The sequence below is a fragment of the Corynebacterium sp. LaCa54 genome, assembly GCF_046717495.1.
Lineage (GTDB): Bacteria > Actinomycetota > Actinomycetes > Mycobacteriales > Mycobacteriaceae > Corynebacterium > Corynebacterium kefirresidentii.
Genome location: NZ_CP177115.1, coordinates 194,906 through 214,818 on the forward strand (window position 1 = coordinate 194,906; position 19,913 = coordinate 214,818).

The following is a 19,913-nucleotide window of genomic DNA, read 5'->3' on the forward strand; positions in this document are numbered from 1 at the left end:
ATTGGGGGCTAAAAGTCGCCCTATACATGGAAGGTAGACATACGCATGTCGCTTCTTACTTTGGAATCGTCCGAACTAACTGAGCTCGCCGCTCAGGTCCGTAAGGACTACGAGGACCTTAAAGCTAAGGGCCTGAAACTGGATTTGACCCGCGGCAAGCCAGCGAAGGCGCAGCTAGACCTCTCCAACGATCTCCTCGCCCTGCCAGGCCTGGGCCATTACACCGACGCGGCCGGAAACGACCTGCGTAACTACGGCAACCAAAAGGGCATCAAGGAACTGCGCGACATCTGGGGCAAGCTGACCAACATGGACCCCGAGCTGCTCGTGGCCGCAGATTCTTCCTCCCTGAACATCATGTTTGACCTGATTTCGTGGGCGTTCCTCTTCGGCACCAATGATTCCGCGCAGCCGTGGAGCAAGGAAGAAAAACTCAAGTGGATCTGCCCAGTGCCGGGCTATGACCGCCACTTTGCCATCACGGAGCAATTTGGCTTCGAGCTGGTGACGGTGCCGATGGAAGAAGACGGGCCGGATGTAGAGGCCGTCGAAAAGCTGGTGGCGGACCCGACAGTCAAGGGCATGTGGGTGGTGCCGATGTTCGCCAACCCCACCGGCGCCGTGATTTCTGAGGACAAGGCCCGCCGCCTCGCCCGCATGCAGGCCGGCGCACCGGATTTCCGCATCGTGTGGGATAACGCCTACGCCGTGCATACCTTGACGGAAGAATTCCCGGAAATCCTGCCGATTCTGGATATCGCCGCGGAAGAAGGCAACCCGAACCGCTTCTGGGCCATGTCTTCCACCTCGAAGATCACCTTCGCGGGCGCGGGAGTGGGTTTCTTCGGCACCTCGGAGGATAACCTCGAGTGGTACCTAGAGCATGCCGGCATTCGCGGCATCGGCCCGAATAAGATCAACCAGCTCGCGCACCACGAGTTCTTCGGCTCCGCAGAAGGGGTGCGCGCGGTAATGCGCCGCCACGCCGCGCTGATTAAGCCGAAGTTCGATGCGGTGCTGCGCATCCTGGAAAAGCGCCTGGGCGAGTACGAGGTGGCGCAGTGGACCAACCCGAAGGGTGGCTACTTCATCTCCCTCGACGTTGTCGACGGCACCGCCAACCGCGTCTGGGAGCTTGCGCGCGACGCCGGCATCCTGCTTACCCAGGCGGGCTCGGCCTTCCCTTATGGCCAGGACGACAATGACCGCAATATCCGCCTCGCCCCAACCCTGCCGCCGCAGGAAGAGGTTGAGGCCGCGATGGACGGCGTCGCTACCTGTGTGCTGCTTGCCGCCGTGGAGAAGCTGGGGGCCTAAAATCAACGCCGACGAGTCTGCCCTGTGGCTGAGCGAGATTATCCCGGCGCCGCTGGAGTTCCGCTACGTCGATGAGCGCCGGCTAGGCCTCGCCGCGCTTGCCGACGCCCAATCGCTCGCCCTCACCACCACCTTCAATAACACCGACACCGGCCTGCAGAGCCAGGACGACGGCACCGATGTGCGCTGCGAGCTGTTGACGGTGGCGCGTACCGGGCAGCCCGAGGTGGCTGCCGCCGTAAACGCCGCGGCCGATACTTTCGAGAAGGCCGACGGTCTGCTTCCGGCGCAGCCGGGCGTGATGCTGCCGTCCATCCTCGACGCGCCGGGAATTACCGTGCACCACGGACTCTTCATCGCGCCGTACCTGTGGGGCGGGCAGACCCCGCAGTTTCGCGAAGAGGGCCGCCTGACCCTCATCCTGCAGCTGGTCATGCTGACAGATTCGGAATATGCGTTTGGGGTAGAAGAGGGCGTCGGCAAGCTGCAGGGGGCAGTGGCCGAGCAGGGCATTGACCTGCTGGACTGGTCGCGCGAGGGTTAGCCGGTAAACTGGCTAACCGTGGCTTTATACCGGAAATACCGTCCAGCAACGTTTGCGGAGGTCGTGGGCCAAGAGCAGGTCACCACGCCGCTATCCGCCGCCCTCGATGCGGGGCGCATCAACCACGCCTATCTCTTTTCCGGCCCGCGCGGCTGCGGCAAGACCTCCTCGGCGCGAATTATGGCCCGTTCGCTCAACTGCGAGCACGGGCCGACCTCGACGCCGTGTGGCAAGTGCGATTCCTGCGTCTCCCTGGCCCCCGGCGGCCCCGGAAACTTGGACGTGACGGAGCTTGACGCCGCCTCGCATAATGGCGTGGAAGACATGCGGGAGCTGCGCGATCGCGCCTACTACGCGCCGGCCGAATCGCGCTACCGCATCTTCATCATCGACGAGGCGCATATGATTTCGCCCTCCGGCGCTAACGCGCTGCTCAAGGTAGTGGAGGAGCCGCCGGAGCACGTCATTTTCATCTTCGCGACCACGGAGCCGGAGAAAATTATCGGCACCATTCGCTCGCGTACCCACCACTATCCCTTCCGCTTGCTGACCCCGCCGGCCATGAAGGGCTTGCTGCAGCGCACCGTCGCGGCCGAGGGCGTGCATGTCGAGGACGCCGTATACCCCATGGTCATTGAGGCGGGCGGTGGTTCCCCGCGCGATACGTTGTCCTTGCTGGACCAGCTGCTGGCCGGTGCCGGGCCCGATGGCCTGACCTATGACCTCGCCCGGCCGCTTTTGGGTGTCACCGATGTTTCGCTGCTTGACGACGCCATCGACACCCTCGCCAACCAAGACAAACCCGGCCTCTTCGCGATGGTGGACCATGTCATCGAGGCCGGCCACGACCCGCGTCGCTTCGCTATCGATTTGCTCGACCGCCTGCGCGATCTGATGATCCTGCAGGCTGTGCCCGGCGCTATCGAGGCCGGCCTCGTCTCCGCGCCCACCGACCGCGCTTCTGTGCTTACCGCCCAGGCGCAGCGTTTTTCCGGCCCGCAGCTGACCTACTTGGCTTCCACGGTCAACGACCGCATCAGCGATCTCACCGGCGCGACGTCGCCGCGCCTGCTGCTGGAAATCATGTGCGCGCACCTGCTTATCGGGTCCACCGGCCCCGCGGCCACCGGCGCCACCGTCCCCGCGGCCGTGCCCGGAGCGCCCGTGCCTGCCGGCCCTGCGACCCCGGGCGGTGCCGCCGCGGCAACCTCAGCTGTCGCAGGTGCCCAAGACCCCCAGTCCGCTGCGGCCGCCATTATCGCGCGCCGTCGCGCCAAGTCCCAGGAGCAGCACTCCGCTGGCTCTGAGCCCGCCCCTCAGCCGCAAACGCAAACCCAGCCCCCGGCTAAGACCGCGCAATCGTCCGCCGAGCAGCAAACCCCGCAGCAACAACAGCAGCCGCAGGTAGAGCCGCAGCCGCAGTCGGAGCCGGAGCCGGAGCCGCAAGAGTCCCAGGATCCGTGGCAGCGCGAACGGCGCATACCGCAGTCGGCGCCGGCCCAGCAGGAGCGGCAGGAGCAGCGCGAGCCATTGGAGAAACCCGTACCGGCCCGCGCGGAGGAATCCGCCCAGGAAGCAACGGCGCGATCTGGGGGCCAGCCCGCTGCGGAGACGGCGTCGGAAAGAGTGTCGGAAACGGCGCAACCGCAGGCAACGCAAGAGCCGGAAGGCGACTTTGCGGAAACCGTGAGGGAGAAATGGGTGGCGTTGAGGGGGAGCGTCGGAAAGCGGAATAAGGTAGCGGAAATTATGCTTGCCGAAGCCCGCGTGCTTGGCTTCCGCGATGGCACGCTAACGCTGGGACACACCACCGGTGCCCTTGCCGAGCGAATCAATGCGCCCGCCAATAACGCCGTTATCGTGGAGGTACTCAAGGAGGAGTTCCAGCGCGATGTGGCCGTGACCTGCGTGGTAGGCACTGATCCGAAGACCGCCGGTTTCAATGCCCCACGGCCGGCGCAGCGCAAGGAGGCGTGGACACCGAATCAGCCCGCGCGCGAGCCTGCCGACGACCAGGAGGCGGAGAGTAAGCAGGAAAACACGCCGGGCTGGCGCTCGCGCATCGCACGGGCGACGCAGGCCGCCAAGCAGCGCGATGAATCGCAGTTCAGCAACGGCGTGCCGCTGCCGCCCGAACCCGAGCCGGAGCCCGATGAGGTACCGCCCGAGGAACCGCCGGCCTATACCCGCGATGACGAAGAACGCGACATGATGGAGGCCGCGCAGTCCACCGGTGAAATGGATCATCGCAGCGCTACCGAGGTAGCTATGGAATTGCTGGAGCGGGAACTAGGCGCGCGGCGTGCCTAGGCGGCGAGCACGGTACACTCGGGCGGTAGCGAAATTTAAAGTTGATTTAGAAAGGAAACACCATGGCTGACCAAGACCCAATGCAGCAGGCAAATGACATGAACGACCTCATCGCGCAGGCCGCGCAGGTGCAGGCGGATCTGCAGAAGGCGCAGGAAGAAATCCTCGCTACCAACGTCGAGGGCCAGGCAGGCAATGGCCTGGTCAAGGTGACCATGACTGGCGGCGCCGAGCTCGTGGACTTGCAGATTGATAAGTCCATCGTGGATCCAGAGGACGTCGATACGCTGCAGGACCTGGTTATGGGTGCGTTCAAGGAGGCCCACGCTGCGGCCGGACGCCTGGCACAGGAAAAGATTGGCCCGCTGTCCCAGGGCATGGGTGGTCAGGGCGGCCCGTCTTTTGAGGATGTCTTCGGCGGCAACCAGTAGCCCGCGCGATACGATATAAGGCCGTTGCCCCGGGGTGGGGCGGCGGCTTTTGCCGATTTTGGGAGTAATTGATGTTTGAAGGACCTCTGCAAGACCTCATCGACGAGTTTTCGCGCCTGCCGGGAATCGGCCCGAAGTCGGCGCAGCGCATCGCGTTTCACGTTTTGCACATGGAACCCGAGGACATCGAGCGGCTGCAAAACGCGCTGGGCGCGGTGCGCGACGGCGTGACCTTCTGCCGCATTTGCTGCAATATTTCGCGTGAGGATGTCTGCCGCATCTGCATTAACTCGCAGCGCGACGCCTCTACTATCTGCGTGGTCGAGGAACCCAAGGATATCCAGGTCATTGAGCGCACGGGCGAGTATGAGGGCCGCTATCACGTCTTGGGCGGCGCGCTGGATCCGCTGGCGAATGTGGGTCCGCGTGATTTGAATATCTCCACACTGCTGCAGCGCCTAGGCGGTGTGTTGCCGGACCGCGAGCTTGCAGACTCTACCCCCGAAGCCCCGCTTTACGACGCCACCCCCACCATCCACGAAGTCATTCTCGCCACCGACCCCAATACGGAGGGCGAGGCTACCGCTGCATACCTGGTGCGCTTGCTGCGCGACTTCCCTGATTTGAAGATCACCAGGTTGGCCTCCGGCATGCCGCTCGGAGGCGATTTGGAGTTTGTGGACGAGCTCACCTTGTCTCGCGCGCTTTCCGGCCGCCTGGCCATATAGCACGTTTCGCGCCTCGGCCAGTACTGGGCGAATGCGGAGCTACAGCGGCTAGGGCACGGCGGCCGTAGGCCCGGTTCGCGCTCGGCCGGTGAATACCGGCGGGCCGTGCGCGTCGTTTGTCATAGTGCTGCGTCTGCTGCTGCGACCGCTGCGCCTGTTGTCGGGTTCGTTGCTGTGCCCTATGTGTGTATGCCTGTCCTGGCTAGCGGGCGGGAGCCAGGCGATCCGGCCCCGAATGCGCGCCATCCGGCCGCGGCCCGGCAGCCCGTTGATGGAGTTGTGATACGGGCACAATAGCGTCATGTTCTCAGGATGGGTGTGGCCGCCGCGGGAGTATTCCAGGAGGTGGTGGGCTTGCCATTCGGAGGCGGGGCGTCGGCAAGCGGGCCAGGCGCAGCGGGCGCCTTCGGCCTGGAGCATGCGGCGTTGCTTGGCGGAGGCCTGCCGGGTGCGGTAGAGGTTGACCGGGCCGCGCTCGGGATGGATGAGCGTGAAGAGTCCCGCGCCGGCTAGGGTGCGGCGGACTAATTCGGCGCCGGTGATGGTGACGCCGTTGGTCATAGCGAGGCGGATATCCTCGCCGTTTCCGGCGAGGATTTTCAGGTAATCCGGCAGCTCGATGATGACATTGGTGGTCACGGTAGCGGGCGCGGCGGCGCGGGAGCCGTTAAGCCAGGCTAGCGGGTCGGATTTAGCGGCGGCCCAGATATCGGCCATTTGTGCGGCGGGGCCGGTGAAACTCAGGGTGGTTTTCTCCCCGTGCATTATCCGGCGTCCGCCGTCTTCGCGCTCGGGCGGAGGGTTGAGTTCGCGCAGCAGACGGGTAGCCGCGCGCGAGACGTGCGCGGTGGTGCCGGCGGTGGCGCAGAGCTGCTCGCGGAATTGCCAGCGCTTGGTGGGGTCGCTAATGCTGCGCGAGCGACGGGCGATAAGCGCGAGGGTCTCTAGGCAGTGGTGATTGCGGCGCGCGGCGGCCAGTGCGCGGGCTTGGTAGCGCGAATGGCTGGTGGGCGAGAGAAAGGCCGCGGCGGTCCGGCGCAGGGTGCGCGCTTGGTCCGCGGGCAGGGGCAGGCTGGAGGCGGCGTGGGCCTCTTCGAGAAGATCCACGCCGCGCTTAGCGATGTCGCCCAGCTGCTCCAATAACGTCATGCCCCGCAGCCTATGGGCGGGGGCAGGCGGCTACAAGGGCAGGCGGCCGAGCCTGTGGATAACTCGGGGTTTCAGGGCCGCCGGGTGAAGTTATCCACAGGTTTTGGCCTATCTTTGGGAGCGCGGGGGCTCAGAGGCGTTGAAACGTTCGACGCGCAGGCGGTCGACGGCCGGAATCTCAATCGGCTCGAGGTCCGCGAGGGCCACGCCCATCGCTTGTGCGAGGAGGAGATCGGCCAGCTGCGGGTTTCGGGCCAGTGCCGGGCCGTGCATATAGGTGGCGATGACGCTGCCTTGGACGGCGCCTTCGTAGGTGCGCTGGGTGGAGCCATCGGCAAGGTCGGCGGTGGCGGCCTGGTCTGCATTGCCATTGCCACGCGTGAGCGTGCCGAGGGGCTGCGCGGAGGGGCCAAGGATGGTGGCGCCCAGGTGGTTTTCAAAACCGGTCAGCGGCTCGGTGAGGTCCGCGGTAACTCCAGCGTGGGTGGGTTTGGAAGCCACCTCGCCGATGGCACGGTCCTGCATGCCGGCCGTGGTGGCATCGAGCAGGCCGACGCCGTCGATGATGCGGCCGGAGGCGCGGAAGGACTCGCCCAGGACCTGCAAGCCAGCACAAATGGCAAAGACCGGGCGGCCGGCGTTGGCGGCGCGGCTCAGGCCGCCATCGGAAATCAGGTGGTCCGCGGCTAGGATTTGCGCGGTATCTTCGCCGCCGCCGAGGGTGTAGATATCCAGTGTCTCAGGCACGGGCTCGCCCAAGCGGATGGGGTGAATCTCTGCCTCGAAGCCGCGCATGCGGGCGCGCTGGCGCAGGACGAGGGCGTTGCCGTCGTCGCCGTAGGTACCGAGGACGTCGGGAAGCACTAGGCCGATATTAAGCATTGGTGGCCTCCTTGGAAAGCGCCTTCTTCAAATCGCGGAAGGCGGTGTAGTTGGCGAGGACCTCGATGCGACCCTCCGGGCAGGCGGCGAGCGCATCGAGCGGATCCGGGATGAGCTCGTGGGAGATATCGGCGTAGACCAGGCGCACCGCCAGGTCGGTGCCGCGCTCGCCGGCGGCCTTCACGCTGAGGCCATTGAAGCCTTCGAATTTCACGTCCCACAGCCAGGACATGTCAATGCCATCGGCCACCTGGCCGTTGGTGGCGATGATCAAGCCATCGGCGCTGCGGTCCACCATGGACAGCGCTTCTTGCCAGCCGGCCGGGTTCTTGGCCAGCAGCAAGCGAATCTCGCGGCCGCGCCAGTGAATGGTGGAGTAGCGACCGGCCACATCATCGATGCTTTCGGCGGCCGCAATGGCTTTGTCGAGGTCCACGCCGAAGCCTGCGACGGCGGCAGCGATGGCTTGGGCCGCGTTGCCCCGGTTAGCACGGCCAGGCAGCGCCAGGTTCAGGGGGCGTTTAGCGGTGGGGGTGATAATGCCATGCTTATCGACGCCCCACGTTGGCTGCGGCCGGCGGAATTCGCGGCCGTCGGCAAGCGGCTTGACGGCGTACCAGTCATCCTCGGTGCGCACGACGTGCCCGCCGGTGCGCGGGCAGGTAACGGAATCGCCGAGCCAGCCGGCGCCGGCCGAAACCCAGATGACATTCTTGGCGTCATAGGCCACGGAGGTCATCAGAACGTCATCGCAGTTGGCGATGACGAGCATGTCCGGGTGGGCTTCCACAGCGCCGCGCAGAGCCCGCTCGATCTTATTAATCTCGCCCACGCGGTCGAGCTGGTCGCGGGTGAGGTTGAGCAGAACTAGCGCCTGCGGGTTCAGGTTATCGGCTACGTGGGGCACGTGGAGCTCGTCCACCTCGAGTACCAGGTGGGAGGCGTCCTTGCCGGCCATGAGTGCGGAGATGATGCCGGCATCCATGTTGTCACCGCCGTCGTTGGTGGCTACGGTGTGCTCGGCGCGGACTGCGGCGGCTAGCATGCGGGTGGTGGTGGACTTGCCGTTGGTGCCGGTCACTAGCACGGCCGGGCGCCCACCGCCCAGGTTGGTCATGATGGAAGGGTCAATGGCATTGGCGATTAGACCACCGATCATTCCGCCGGCGCCACGGCCGGTGGCGCGGGAAGCGGTGGTGGCCAGCTTCGCGGCGGTAGTGGCGGTGGTGGTGCGCAACTTCCTCAGCGCACCCGGGACTCTAAAACTCATGTCCCCTAGGGTAGTCGCGCGGGCGGCTTAGTCGTTCTTTTTCCCCGCCGAGCCGCCAGAATTTCGTCGGCCCCTGCCGCGACCACCGCGGCCGCCCCGGCGACGGCGGCGCTTTTGGTTCTTAGCGCCGCCTTTTTTGTTGTTGTGGGATGAGCGTTGGGGCCGGGGCGTGGGTTTGCCGGATTCGGGTTCCGGCACGGCGTCTTCGATGCGGGTGAGGGCGTCAAGAAACGCGGTATCGGACATCAGCGGAATGCCCTTGCGGTGGGCGTGCATGGGTTTTCCCACCAGGTCAGTGGTCACGTTGCACACGACCAGCGAGGATTCGCGGGTGAGCTTTTCGGAATAATTGAGCTCCTCACGCATGAGCGCGGCGATGATGGCGTCCGGGTCCTCGAGGATTTCCGGAGCGACCACGATTTCCATGCCGCGGCGCAGTTCCTTGCCCGGCTCGTATTTGCCGGGGTTGTGGTGTTGGGCGGGGGCTTCGGCAGCGTCGACTCGCACGTGGGAGCGTTGCAGGCCGAAGCGGTCGGCGCGCACGTCCTCGGGCGCATAGCTGCGCACCGTGCCACCTCGTTGCTTGCGGTAGAGCGCGATGAGCAGTTCGGTTTGTTCGCGCGAAGTCTCGGGTTCGGGCCGCTTGGCGCGCTCCACCGAGGCCTGTGGCGAAGCGTCCAAGCCGCTCTGCTTAGCGACACCCCCTAAGCGCACATCATTCGACCGCACCTGCTGCGCATAGGAGGTGCCCAAAGTATCGATGATGCGGACGGGGGTGGGTACGTGTCCGACCTTCTGGCGGCGCCGGCGGCCCTTGTTGCGGCCGCGGTTGCGCGCGCGATTTTGGCGGGCGGCGGCCATCATGGCACGGCGGGCCTCGGCGACGAGAAAACCCCAGGTATAGGGGAGGTCGTGGACGATGAGTGTGCGGCCGTCAATAAGCTTGTCCAGCGATTTGAGGATCTTGCCAAAAGCTGGCGCCTGCTCAATATCGGTGGTGCTCAGCCCGTGGAGGTGGCGCGGCCCGGCATCGATATCGGGCTTGAGGACGGCGTGGAATTGCTGGCCCTGCTCGCTGGCGTCGTTGAACGTAATGGCGTCGATAGTAACGATGCGCCCGGTGCTGGGATGGATGCCGGTGGTCTGGATGGTCAGCGCCACATAGGGAAAGTCCGCTTCCTCATTGGGCGAGTCGGCCTGCTGTGGCTGTTGCTGGGCCGGTGGGTGCGGTTTCGGTTTCGGCTTGGGTTTCGGGGCGTCTGGCTCTCCGGAGGCACGGATCGCGCGGCGGGGCTTAGTGCGGCGCTGTTCCATGCCTGGTTTGGGCGCTGTGGACCTGGCCGCGTGGCGCGAAGCTACCGTCGCGGGCGACGGCGCTGGGGCCGACGCCGACGGGTGCTGCGGGGAGGGGCCAGGTGTGTTGTTCATTAAACTCAGTGTAGTATCCCGCATTTCGTGCAGGGGGACAGGGCGCGCCGCTTAATCTTCTACAACGACGACAATGACCTTCGGCGGGGTTGTTTGTTCCTCAGGGTGCCCCGGTGTCTCTGGCTGCTGCGGTTCAGCCGGCTCTTTCGGCTCTTTCGGCTCTGTCGGTTCTTCTGGTTCGAGCGGTACGAGGGGGTCATCCGAGCCGTCCGGCGCGCCGCGGTCTGCCGTGGGCAGTTCCGGTTCGACCTCTGGTTCTGGCTCCGGGGTGGGCACGATTTCCGAGCCAGGGATGGTCGTCGTTGGGACAGTAGTTTCCGGCTCTGGCGTTGGCTCGAGTTCGGAACCTGGGATAGTGGTGCTTGGCACGGTGGTATCCGGTGCCGGCTCAGCCTGGGGCTCCGAGGTCAATAACGAAGATGTCGTTGTAGGCGCAGTCGGCTCCGCAGGCGTTGGCTCTGAGGACTCTGGTGCGGGCAGTGGCGTCTGCTTATCCGTCGAGGTGGTGGCGCCGGCTTCAGTTGTGGTCGTTTCAGCCGAAGTCTTTTCCGAAGTAGGCGTATTTGAAGTAGGTAGGTCGGACGGCTCGGCAGGTGCGGTAGCCTCCGTCGACGTCGTGGCCTTCGATGGTGACGTCGAAGTTGCAGAATCCGTAGATGCCGTGGTCTGCGCGGGCTCCGTGGTCTGCGTTGTCTGGGAAGGCTCGGCCGATGACGAAGACGTGGAGGTTGCAGTCGGTTCCTTCGCCGCTAGCTGCGGCGCCGGCTCAGAGCTGGAAGATGGCGCCGCGGCCGGAGTCGAAGCCGGGGTCGATTCGACGTTATTAGCCGTAGCGGCGGCGGCAGCGGCTGCGGCGGAGGTGGCGCGGGAAATTGCCTGGGAATCCTGGCGGTGGTGCTCGCCATGGTCCTCACCACGGTGCTTGCCGTGGTGGCCGGCGGCAGGGGTCGTGGCACGGTCAGTCTGAGGGGTGTGCGTCGGCCGCGCCTGCTTAGACGGTTGGGGCGCGGGGGCGTGGCGGTGCTGCGGTGGTGTCTCAGAGGGGGCGTCGGCAAGCGGGTGCTGGGTCGGGGAATCCGCGCGGGATGGCGCGGCGACACCGCTGGTGGGGCCAGCATCGTGGATGCGGGGCGTGGCGGGGTGCGCGGGGCGCTTGGGACCAATGCCATCGAAATGGGAAGAATCGTCGGTGGAATGATTGCTTTTCGGAGCAGGCGCGGTGGAATGCGAGTGGGTGTCCGAAAGAGCTTCGTCCTCACTAAGCATGTGGGTAGCCACGGTGGTGCCGCCACCAACTAGCACGGCGACACCGGCTGCGGCCAGCAGATTCGAGGTCACGGCCCCAGAAACGCCGGCGGCATTGGCGGCAGAGGTGATGGCAAAACCACTTGTGGAGGAGGTGCCAGCGGCAGAGATTCCGGCAGTGGGGCCGCTGGGAACGCTGGTTGCGGCCTGTGCGCGGGCTGCGGTGGCCGCGGACATGACGGCGGCGCCACCGGCGACAACGCCCAGAACTAGGCCGGCGTGGTGCCTATTGGCAGCGTTGTGCGCGTAGATGGTCAGCGCGGGGCGGTCATCGGCGTCGTAGTGGAAGTAGCCGTGGGCAATGGCGAGGCGGCCGGATTTGGTGCAGTCGAGCACGGCGGGGGCAATCTCGCGGGCGGCATCGCGCGGGAGGGAGCCTAAGAAGATGCTATTGACATAGACATCAACGGTATTTCGCCGCAGGAAACCACGGGTGCGCAAGGAGACGAGGTAGTGCTCGTCGGTGTGCGGAAAGCCAGTGACGTCTTTGGAAAACTCCGTCAATGTGGCGGCAGCCTCGCCCGGCAGCATGGTCCAGCGCTGCGCCGGCGGGTTATTGGCGGGGATGCACAGGTGCGGTGCCGGCAGGAGCAGGTTGAGCGTGGGCCACTCTTCGCCGGAGGCATCTGTCATGCTCACGTGGGCGGTGGCGCGTGGGCGTAGGCCGGCGCTGAGAACCCAGTCAAAGAGTGCGTAGGCCTGGGAATCGGCGGCGCTGAGACGGCCAAGGAGAGAATCGCCGATCCACACCGCGAAGCCGTCCTGGGCGGTGCGGGGGCCGAGCTCCGCAGAGAGGTAACCGCCTTCTGCGGCGGTGGACTCGAGCAGTTCGCTGAAAACTTCTGGCGAAACATCCTCGATGGGCAGATTATGGATCACGCCAAAACCGTGGTCAGGGACCACGTAGGTGGCGGAATCCAGCGAAGTCATTGGGGCCTTTCGATAGGGGGTAATAGTAACACTGTATTTTAGGCACTGCCGTGGGCCATTTCCAATTTCCCCGGCTGGTGAACAAGGGTGTTACCCTGCCCGAAAGTTTTACAGAATAAAAATGAGCACGGCGATGAGCGCTGCAATCACCAGTAGGGCCATGACGGCGGGCCACCACCGGCGGCGGGGTGCGGGGTCATCGGTGCTTATGGCGCGGAAGCTCGTAGTTTCGAAGGTTTCCGTGGCGGCGGGGGAGGTAGGGGCGGCGTCGGCAAGCGAGGCTTCCTTCGAATCCGGCAGCGGCGCCCCCGCGTAGATGCTGAGCACGCGGCCGGTGTTGCGCGGCGCATGATAGGCATGGGCCAGGGTTATGCCCTGCTTGGCGACGTCCACCCCTTCCAACCGCCCCACAAACTGCGGGCCCATATAAGCATCGGTGCCGGAACCGGTGCTGCTGGGCGAGAGCGTAACCAATACGTGCATGCGGGCGTGGGCGGGAATGTCCAGATCCGCGGGAAGATCGGCGATGTCGATGGGTGGGGCATAGCCCAGCATTGTCCACGGGCCCGCTGGCGGATTATTCGCCGGCAGGCAAAGGCCCGGCCGGGGCAGCAGTAGCGACAGAGAGCCATCGGGCTGCGGCGCGGCGGTGGCTGCAGGGGTCAGCCCGGCGCGAAATAGTAGATCTATTTCGGGATACTCCGCGCGGTCGGCGCTGGTGATGTGCCCGATGGTGGAGTCGGTACGCACCTCCAACCCGCCGTCTGGGCGGGGTGCCAAGGTGACGGTGAACTCTCGGTTTTCCTTCGTCTGCGCATCGTAGATGGGCAGGGCCTGCACGGCGCCCAAGCCACGGTGCGGTATGAGGTAGGTAGAAGAAGGCATACCCACCCTTCTACCACGCCGGGCCGCGGCGCCGGCGAGCAGGCCTAGGCCAGGGCGCGGTTGACGGCGGAGTTAATCGCGTTGATGGAAGCCCGCGTGGTGGACCCGGCGATGCCCGCTCCCCAGACCTTGTTCTGGTTGACGTCGGCGGCGATATAACAGGCGGCCTCGGCGTCGTCGCCGGCGGAACGGGACTGCTGGGAGTATTCCATGACCTCGAAGTCGATGCCCAGGGATTCCAGGGCGTTGGCATAAGCCGCAATGGGTCCGTTACCGCTGCCTGAGACGGTGGACTTTTCCCCGTGGAAAGCCACGGTGGCGGTCACCGATGCATCCCCATCTTCTGTTGGGGCATTGTCCATATGGAAAGACTCCAGGGTCAGCGGATCCTCGCGGTCCAGGAACTCGGTGGCAAAGATATCCCACATGTTTTTGGAATTGACCTCGCCGCCTTCGGAGTCGGTGATTTCCTGGACCACGCTGGAAAATTCCGCTTGCATGGCGCGAGGCATATTGATGCCGTGATCGGTCTTCATGATGTAGGCAACGCCGCCCTTGCCAGACTGGGAGTTGACGCGGATGACCGCCTGGTAGTCGCGGCCCACGTCCTTTGGATCGATGGGCAGGTAAGGAACCTCCCAGATGGCCTCGCGCATTTCTTCCCACGAGACCTCGGTATTATTCGCGCCGGGGCGGATGGTGGCTGCCAGCGCGTCCAAGCCCTTATTAATTGCGTCCTGGTGGGAACCGGAGAACGCAGTAAAGACCAATTCGCCGCCATAGGGGTGGCGCTCCGGCACGCGCAGCTGGTTGCAGTATTCAACGGTTTCGCGAATCTGCGGCAGATCGGAAAAATCAATCTGCGGGTCCACACCCTGGGTGAGCATATTCAGGCCCAAAGTGACGAGATCTACGTTGCCGGTGCGCTCGCCGTTGCCAAAAAGGCAGCCTTCGATGCGGTCCGCGCCCGCCATAAAGCCAAGTTCGGCGGCGGCGATTCCCTCGCCGCGGTCATTATGCGGGTGCAGTGAGAGCACGACGTCCTCGCGGCGGGCAAGATTGCGGTGCATCCATTCGATGGAATCGGCGTAGATATTGGGCGAAATCATCTCCACGGTGGATGGCAGGTTGATGATCATTGGATTCTCTGGGGACGGATCCATGATGTCTACCACCTCATCGCAGACCTCGCGGGCGAAGTCCAGCTCGGTACCGGTGAAGGATTCGGGGGAGTATTCCCAGCGCCAAGTGGTATCTGGGTAGTCGGCGGCGATGGACTTAATGAGTGTGGCAGCATCGGTGGCCAGCTTCTTAATGGCAGGTTTGTCTTTGCGGAAGACTACGCGGCGCTGCAGCTTCGAGGTGGAGTTATAAAAGTGCACGATGACGTTCTTGGCGCCCTCGCAAGCTTCAAAGGTGCGGCGGATCAGGTGATCGCGGGCCTGTACCAGGACCTGAATGGTGACGTCATCGGGAATTTTATTGCCCTCGATGATTTCGCGGACAAAGTTGAAATCGGTTTGGGAGGCAGAGGGGAAGCCCACCTCGATTTCTTTGTAGCCCATCTTGACCAGCAGGTCGAACATGCGGTGCTTGCGCTCTGGGCTCATGGGATCAATCAGCGCTTGGTTACCATCGCGCAGATCCACCGCGCACCACTGGGGAGCGTGGGTGATTTTCTGACTAGGCCATGTGCGGTCCGGCAGGTCGATGTTTTCTACCTCGACGGCGAAGGGTTGATAGCGCTCGTGGGGCATGGCGGAGCCGCGCTGCTTATTCCACGCGGGTTGTCCTTCGCGGCGTGGGCCGGTGGGGGTGGTGATGTCGCGCGGGGCGCTGATAAAAGAGTCGGTGGGGGACATGGGGTGCGGTTTCCTTTTCTGGTGTCTATGGGGAAAGACGGCCAGCTGGGCTTGGGTAGCCGGACTCCGCGACGGGGCGCTGGCCAGTGCTTAGGCCGAAATCCCGCCGCGGCAGATAAGGAGTAGGTCATTCCGCTGTGTCATATCGGTCACACTACAGGCTTTCTCACTGTGCGGCAAGAGATTTCATTCAATGAGACGCGGTGGTGGTGGGGTACCATGCCTTTCGTGTCTAATCCCCGCCATGCCAAGCCCCAAACATCATCCATATTGCGTTCCTTGTGGGCGCCTGCCGCACTCGTTGCACTCATTGGAGCCGCATTGCGCGTAGGCGTACTCGCAGCGGTGGCCGCCGCGCAGGACGATAAGCTGTGGGGGCTGCTCAATAAGTGGGACGCTAAGCACTACGTAGAAATCGCCCGCGGCGGGTACTTTGGTGCGGATATTTCTACGGATGGGCCGGTCCATGAGACGACCATGGCCTTCTTCCCGGGATTCCCCTTCCTCGTGCGTGGGTTAAGCAGCATCTTTGGTACCGACGAAGCGGGCACGGCCATTGCGCTCAATGTGCTCTTTAGCATCGCGCTGGCTGCCGGTGTGATGGCCTTGGCTGCGCGCATGGGCATGGGGAAGTGGGCCCAGGTGCTCAGTGCTGTGATGGTGACCTGTGCGCCGATGTCCATCGTGTTTTCCATGCCGTATACCGAGGCACTTTTTGGGGCCCTGGCCATATGGGCGGTGGTGGCGCTCGTAGATGAGCGATGGTGGGCTGCCGCGGCACTAATTTTTGTAGCCGGACTCGTGCGTCTTACCGCGGTGGATCTCGTTGCGGTCTTTGCATTCATGGTGCTGCTGCGGGCGCGAAAGAACTGGCGGGCCTGGGCCGCGGTGGTGTTTTCGGTCGTGCCGCTGGTGGGGTATTTGTGGTGGTCGAGCAGCCATCTCAAAGAAGTTGGCGGTTATTTTGGGATCCAGAAAGAACATTGGAACTCCAGCTTTGATGGCGGCAAAGCCACGGTTATCTGGCTTTGGGAGACGCTTAGCGGGGCTACTAACGGTGGATATCTGCTCAGCGCCGGCGTGATGATCGCTGCCCCGGTTTTCCTTGTGTTGGCATGGCGCCGCCTGCCGTTAGCGGCCTGGCTATTCTCTGCGGTGCTGATGGCGAACGTGCTGCTTTCTGATGGCATTATGCACTCGCGGCCCCGGCTGCTCCTGCCGGCGGTGATTGTGTTGTTGCCGTGGGTGAAAAAGGGGACGTCGGCAAGCGTGGCGGTTGGCGCCTGGGCCCTGTTCGGGGCGTGGTTTTCGGCCTATATGCTCGGCGTATTTGAGTGGGCCATTTAGCCGCGCTGGCTTACCGGGCTGCGGGAGAGCACGATGGTGGAGAGCACCATAACGGTAAGGGCGATGAGCATAATTGCCCAACCGACGGCCGTATCGATGAGGAATTTCTCTCCCAGCACCATGTAGCCCAAGCCGAAGGCCACGATGGGTTCAAAGATGGTCATGGCCGGCAGGGAATGGGCTAGGGGGCCGGCATTAAAGGAATATTGCTGCACTACGGTGCCGGTGAGCGCGAGACCGATGAGGCCGTAGAACTGCCAGCTTGCCAGTAGCGTGGCAAGGCCTTCGTGGGTGAAAATGTCCACCACGGCCTTTGATAGCAGGGCGACGAAGCCGTAGATGACGCCGCAGGCCGTGCCCAACGCTAAGGGACGGTTATCCGGTAGCTTCGTGGCTACCGCAGCAAGTAGGGCGAGGGTGACCAACCCTACAAGGAGCGCCGGCCACCAATCGCTCCATTCCGGGCGGGGGTTTCCTGCGACCGGACGGCCGTAGACGACCATGATGCCCACCGCGATGGTCAATGCAATAGACCAAAAGACCTCGTGGAAAGGCATTTTGCGGCCGGAATACCACGCCGAAAGCGGCAGGGTAAACATTAAGGACAGCACCAAGATGGGCTGGACCACCAGCAAGGTACCAAAACCGAGGGCGATGACCTGCAGGCCATAGGCGCCAATGGCGGCCGCGGTGCCCACCCACCACAAGGGGTTGGACATGGCGGCGCGCATGACCGAATCATCGGCGTCGAGGGCAATGCGGTGGCGGATGACCGTGCCCCAAGCAACCGTCAGCGCGGATGCGAGCGCGAAAAAGATGGCGAGGAGGTTGCTTAACACCCGCTCAACGGTAGTAAAAAATCCTGCTATATGCATATTCTTCCCTGCATGGCGCGCGTTTTTCTGCGCTGAGGAAGCGAGCGTGTGGTGCGCTTAACATTGGGGGCGTGTGAATAAAAATTAAGCATTGTCTAGGAATTATGATGAGGGCAAAGACCCTGCGGGGTAGCATGGGTCTTTGACTAATGAACGACAGGTATTTCCGGGCGTGTACACACACGCCAGGGATGCCTTGAACGACGAAAGGCGGCATCCTTACCGTGGCCCTGATCGTGCAAAAGTATGGCGGCTCATCCCTCGAATCCGCAGACCGCATCCGCGCCGTTGCGGAGCGCATCGTGGCCACCAAGAAGCAGGGCAACGACGTTGTCGTGGTGTGTTCCGCCATGGGCGATACCACCGATGAGCTGCTCGACCTTGCCGCCCAGGTCAATCCTGTCCCGCCGCAGCGAGAGATGGATATGTTGCTCACCGCCGGCGAGCGAATCTCTAATGCTCTGGTGGCCATGGCAGTGGAATCGCTTGGTGCCCACGCCCAGTCCTTTACCGGCTCCCAAGCCGGAGTGCTCACCACCGAGCGCCACGGCAATGCCCGCATCGTGGACGTCACCCCGGGCCGCCTGACCGAGGCTTTGGACGAAGGCAAGATTTGTATCGTCGCCGGCTTCCAGGGCGTTAATAAGGAATCGCGCGATGTCACCACCTTGGGTCGCGGTGGCTCCGACACCACCGCGGTGGCACTTGCTGCCGCGCTGAAGGCGGATGTGTGTGAGATTTATTCTGATGTCGACGGCGTCTACACCGCAGACCCGCGCATCGTCCCAGACGCGCAGAAGCTAGACAAGCTCTCCTTTGAGGAGATGTTGGAGATGGCCGCGGTAGGTTCCAAGATTTTGGTCCTACGCAGCGTGGAGTACGCCCGCGCGTTCAATGTACCCTTGCGAGTTCGCTCGTCTTATTCAAATGACCCCGGCACCCTAGTTACCGGATCGATGGAGGATATCCCCGTGGAAGAAGCAGTACTAACTGGTGTAGCAACCGATAAGTCCGAGGCAAAGGTCACCGTCCTGGGCATCCCGGATCGCCCGGGGGAGGCTGCGAAGGTCTTTCGCGTCATTGCCGATGCAGAGATCAATATCGATATGGTCTTGCAAAATGTCTCCTCCCTGGAGGACGGCACCACCGATATCACCTTCACCTGCCCGCGTGCCGACGGCCCGCGTGCCATGGAGCTGCTGAGCAAGCTGAAATCTGAAGGAGGCTGGGCCAATGTGCTGTATGACGACCAAGTGGGGAAAGTCTCCCTCGTCGGCGCCGGCATGAAATCCCACCCGGGCGTTACCGCAGAGTTTACCGAGGCCCTGCGCGACGTCAACGTCAATATGGAGCTCATCTCCACTTCTGAAATCCGCATCTCCGTGCTCACCCGCGAGGCTGACCTGGAAAAGGCCGCCCGTGCACTGCACGAGAAATTCCAGCTTGGTGGCGAAGAAGAAGCCACGGTTTATGCTGGAACCGGACGTTAAACACCCACAGCAACTACAGAGGATTTATAGTCATGACCACTGTTGCAGTAGTAGGCGCTACCGGCCAGGTCGGCCGCGTTATGCGCTCCATCTTGGAAGAACGCAATTTCCCGGCCGATAAGGTGCGCTTTTTCGCCTCTTCCCGCTCCGCCGGCACCGAGCTCGAATTCCGCGGCGAGCAGATTACCGTTGAGGACCTCGCCGAGGTTACCGAGCAATCCGTCGCCGACGTTGATATCGCCTTGTTCTCTGCCGGTGGTTCTACCTCCAAGCAATGGGCTCCAGTGTTCGCCGCGGCCGGTGCGACCGTGGTGGATAACTCTTCGGCCTACCGCAAGGATCCAGAGGTTCCCCTCATCGTCTCCGAGGTCAACCCACAGGAAGCCAAGAACACCCCCAAAGGCATCATCGCGAACCCGAACTGCACCACCATGGCCGCTATGCCGGTGCTGAAGGTCTTGCACGATGCCGCGGGCCTGAACAAGTTGCGTGTGTCCTCTTACCAGGCGGTCTCCGGCTCCGGCCTGGCCGGCGTGCAGGCGCTGGCCGCGCAGGTCTATTCCGTTGGCGAGCACAATGTGGGTTTGGTCCACGATGGCTCTGCACTCAATGACGAGGACTTTGGCCCGTATGTGGCGCCCATTGCCTATAACGCGCTGCCGATGGCCGGCAACCTCGTGGATGATGGCTCCCTAGAGACCGATGAGGAGCAAAAGCTGCGCAACGAATCCCGCAAGATCCTAGACATTCCGGAGCTGAAGGTTGCAGGTACCTGCGTGCGCATCCCGGTCTTTACCGGCCACACCCTGACCATCCACGCCGAGTTCGACAAGGCAATCACCCCCGAGCAGGCCACCGAGCTTTTGAGCGGTGCCCCGGGCGTTAAGCTTGCCGACGTCCCCACCCCGCTCGCTGCCACCGGCATCGACGAATCCTTGGTAGGCCGCATCCGTCAGGACCAGACGGTGGACGATAATAAGGGCCTCGTGCTCGTTGTCGCCGGCGATAATCTGCGCAAGGGGGCCGCGCTCAACACCATCCAGATCGCGGAGCTACTCGTTTAAGCAGGTTCCGCTTCGTCGCAGGTTACACAAAAAGCTCGGCGCCCTCCTTCCTCGTTACGGGATAAGGAGGGCGCCGAGCTTTTATCTTGATTGACG

The 19,913-nt window shown here is 63.5% G+C and carries 16 protein-coding genes; 8 read left to right on the forward strand and 8 right to left on the reverse strand.

All coding sequences use genetic code 11. From position 1 onward, the window contains the following. The first annotated feature begins 45 nt into the window (after positions 1-45). The 5 genes from ACLI1M_RS01005 to recR all read left to right on the forward strand — a co-directional run bounded on the left by ACLI1M_RS01005 (position 46) and on the right by recR (position 5,330). On the forward strand, positions 46-1,317 hold the full coding sequence (locus tag ACLI1M_RS01005) for an aminotransferase class I/II-fold pyridoxal phosphate-dependent enzyme (protein ID WP_023020383.1): 1,272 nt from the start codon (positions 46-48) through the stop codon (positions 1,315-1,317). Then, positions 1,280-1,861 (forward strand): hypothetical protein, encoded by a 582-nt coding sequence (locus tag ACLI1M_RS01010; RefSeq protein WP_239207830.1) that lies wholly within the window; start codon positions 1,280-1,282, stop codon positions 1,859-1,861. Before ACLI1M_RS01005 ends, ACLI1M_RS01010 begins: the two co-directional genes overlap by 38 nt. An 18-nt stretch (positions 1,862-1,879) precedes the next feature. Next, complete coding sequence (locus ACLI1M_RS01015; protein ID WP_248099262.1) at positions 1,880-4,171, forward strand: DNA polymerase III subunit gamma and tau; 2,292 nt, start codon at positions 1,880-1,882, stop codon at positions 4,169-4,171. A gap of 62 nt (positions 4,172-4,233) precedes the next feature. Further along, positions 4,234-4,602 (forward strand): YbaB/EbfC family nucleoid-associated protein, encoded by a 369-nt coding sequence (locus ACLI1M_RS01020; protein WP_023020386.1) that lies wholly within the window; start codon positions 4,234-4,236, stop codon positions 4,600-4,602. A 71-nt stretch (positions 4,603-4,673) separates the two neighbouring features. Further along, complete coding sequence (gene recR / locus ACLI1M_RS01025) at positions 4,674-5,330, forward strand: recombination mediator RecR (protein ID WP_248099261.1); 657 nt, start codon at positions 4,674-4,676, stop codon at positions 5,328-5,330. 48 nt (positions 5,331-5,378) lie between these two features. On the opposite strand, the gene ACLI1M_RS01030 is transcribed toward recR, so the two are convergent. From ACLI1M_RS01030 to leuA, 7 genes are all read right to left on the reverse strand, one after another. Beyond that, entirely contained in the window at positions 5,379-6,479 is a 1,101-nt protein-coding gene (locus tag ACLI1M_RS01030; protein ID WP_248099260.1) for an HNH endonuclease signature motif containing protein, read from the reverse strand. A 108-nt stretch (positions 6,480-6,587) separates the two neighbouring features. Further along, the gene (locus ACLI1M_RS01035; protein ID WP_248099259.1) at positions 6,588-7,361 is read right to left on the reverse strand and encodes a type 1 glutamine amidotransferase; all 774 of its coding nucleotides are present in this window, start codon (positions 7,359-7,361) and stop codon (positions 6,588-6,590) included. Further along, positions 7,354-8,631, reverse strand: coding sequence for a Mur ligase family protein (locus ACLI1M_RS01040; RefSeq protein ID WP_239207834.1), 1,278 nt, complete (start codon positions 8,629-8,631; stop codon positions 7,354-7,356). The genes ACLI1M_RS01035 and ACLI1M_RS01040 overlap by 8 nt, the downstream gene beginning before the upstream one ends. A 27-nt stretch (positions 8,632-8,658) precedes the next feature. After that, a complete protein-coding gene (locus ACLI1M_RS01045) occupies positions 8,659-10,059 on the reverse strand; it encodes an exonuclease domain-containing protein (protein WP_248099257.1) in 1,401 nt (466 codons plus the stop codon). A 51-nt stretch (positions 10,060-10,110) separates the two neighbouring features. Beyond that, a complete protein-coding gene (locus ACLI1M_RS01050; protein WP_248099255.1) occupies positions 10,111-12,294 on the reverse strand; it encodes a hypothetical protein in 2,184 nt (727 codons plus the stop codon). A 108-nt stretch (positions 12,295-12,402) separates the two neighbouring features. Continuing rightward, the gene (locus tag ACLI1M_RS01055) at positions 12,403-13,179 is read right to left on the reverse strand and encodes a hypothetical protein (RefSeq protein WP_248099253.1); all 777 of its coding nucleotides are present in this window, start codon (positions 13,177-13,179) and stop codon (positions 12,403-12,405) included. A gap of 44 nt (positions 13,180-13,223) precedes the next feature. Further along, positions 13,224-15,041 carry a 2-isopropylmalate synthase gene (leuA, locus tag ACLI1M_RS01060; RefSeq protein WP_248099251.1) on the reverse strand — a complete coding sequence of 606 codons (1,818 nt, stop codon included), beginning with the start codon at positions 15,039-15,041 and terminating at the stop codon, positions 13,224-13,226. Positions 15,042-15,260: 219 nt separating this feature from the next. Here leuA and ACLI1M_RS01065 point away from each other — a divergent pair, with 219 nt between their 5' ends. Continuing rightward, the gene (locus ACLI1M_RS01065; RefSeq protein ID WP_239204849.1) at positions 15,261-16,388 is read left to right on the forward strand and encodes a mannosyltransferase family protein; all 1,128 of its coding nucleotides are present in this window, start codon (positions 15,261-15,263) and stop codon (positions 16,386-16,388) included. Here the strand turns inward: ACLI1M_RS01065 and ACLI1M_RS01070 are convergent. Beyond that, the gene (locus tag ACLI1M_RS01070; RefSeq protein WP_200288367.1) at positions 16,385-17,263 is read right to left on the reverse strand and encodes a DMT family transporter; all 879 of its coding nucleotides are present in this window, start codon (positions 17,261-17,263) and stop codon (positions 16,385-16,387) included. The two genes, ACLI1M_RS01065 and ACLI1M_RS01070, sit on opposite strands and share 4 nt — an antisense overlap. A 224-nt stretch (positions 17,264-17,487) precedes the next feature. Here ACLI1M_RS01070 and ACLI1M_RS01075 point away from each other — a divergent pair, with 224 nt between their 5' ends. Next, complete coding sequence (locus ACLI1M_RS01075) at positions 17,488-18,753, forward strand: aspartate kinase (protein WP_023020397.1); 1,266 nt, start codon at positions 17,488-17,490, stop codon at positions 18,751-18,753. A gap of 32 nt (positions 18,754-18,785) precedes the next feature. Beyond that, the gene (locus ACLI1M_RS01080) at positions 18,786-19,817 is read left to right on the forward strand and encodes an aspartate-semialdehyde dehydrogenase (protein ID WP_411706616.1); all 1,032 of its coding nucleotides are present in this window, start codon (positions 18,786-18,788) and stop codon (positions 19,815-19,817) included. Positions 19,818-19,913 lie beyond the last annotated feature (96 nt).

Bases quoted from the DNA above. Each gene is read 5' to 3' on its own strand.
- ACLI1M_RS01030 (WP_248099260.1), bottom strand. From the start codon at position 6,479: ATGACGTTATTGGAGCAGCTGGGCGACATCGCTAAGCGCGGCGTGGAT.
- ACLI1M_RS01070 (WP_200288367.1), bottom strand. From the start codon at position 17,263: ATGCATATAGCAGGATTTTTTACTACCGTTGAGCGGGTGTTAAGCAAC.
- ACLI1M_RS01080 (WP_411706616.1), top strand. From the start codon at position 18,786: ATGACCACTGTTGCAGTAGTAGGCGCTACCGGCCAGGTCGGCCGCGTT.
- ACLI1M_RS01040 (WP_239207834.1), bottom strand. From the start codon at position 8,631: ATGAGTTTTAGAGTCCCGGGTGCGCTGAGGAAGTTGCGCACCACCACC.
- ACLI1M_RS01055 (WP_248099253.1), bottom strand. From the start codon at position 13,179: ATGCCTTCTTCTACCTACCTCATACCGCACCGTGGCTTGGGCGCCGTG.
- leuA (WP_248099251.1), bottom strand. From the start codon at position 15,041: ATGTCCCCCACCGACTCTTTTATCAGCGCCCCGCGCGACATCACCACC.
- ACLI1M_RS01065 (WP_239204849.1), top strand. From the start codon at position 15,261: ATGCCTTTCGTGTCTAATCCCCGCCATGCCAAGCCCCAAACATCATCC.
- recR (WP_248099261.1), top strand. From the start codon at position 4,674: ATGTTTGAAGGACCTCTGCAAGACCTCATCGACGAGTTTTCGCGCCTG.
- ACLI1M_RS01035 (WP_248099259.1), bottom strand. From the start codon at position 7,361: ATGCTTAATATCGGCCTAGTGCTTCCCGACGTCCTCGGTACCTACGGC.
- ACLI1M_RS01020 (WP_023020386.1), top strand. From the start codon at position 4,234: ATGGCTGACCAAGACCCAATGCAGCAGGCAAATGACATGAACGACCTC.
- ACLI1M_RS01050 (WP_248099255.1), bottom strand. From the start codon at position 12,294: ATGACTTCGCTGGATTCCGCCACCTACGTGGTCCCTGACCACGGTTTT.
- ACLI1M_RS01045 (WP_248099257.1), bottom strand. From the start codon at position 10,059: ATGAACAACACACCTGGCCCCTCCCCGCAGCACCCGTCGGCGTCGGCC.
- ACLI1M_RS01005 (WP_023020383.1), top strand. From the start codon at position 46: ATGTCGCTTCTTACTTTGGAATCGTCCGAACTAACTGAGCTCGCCGCT.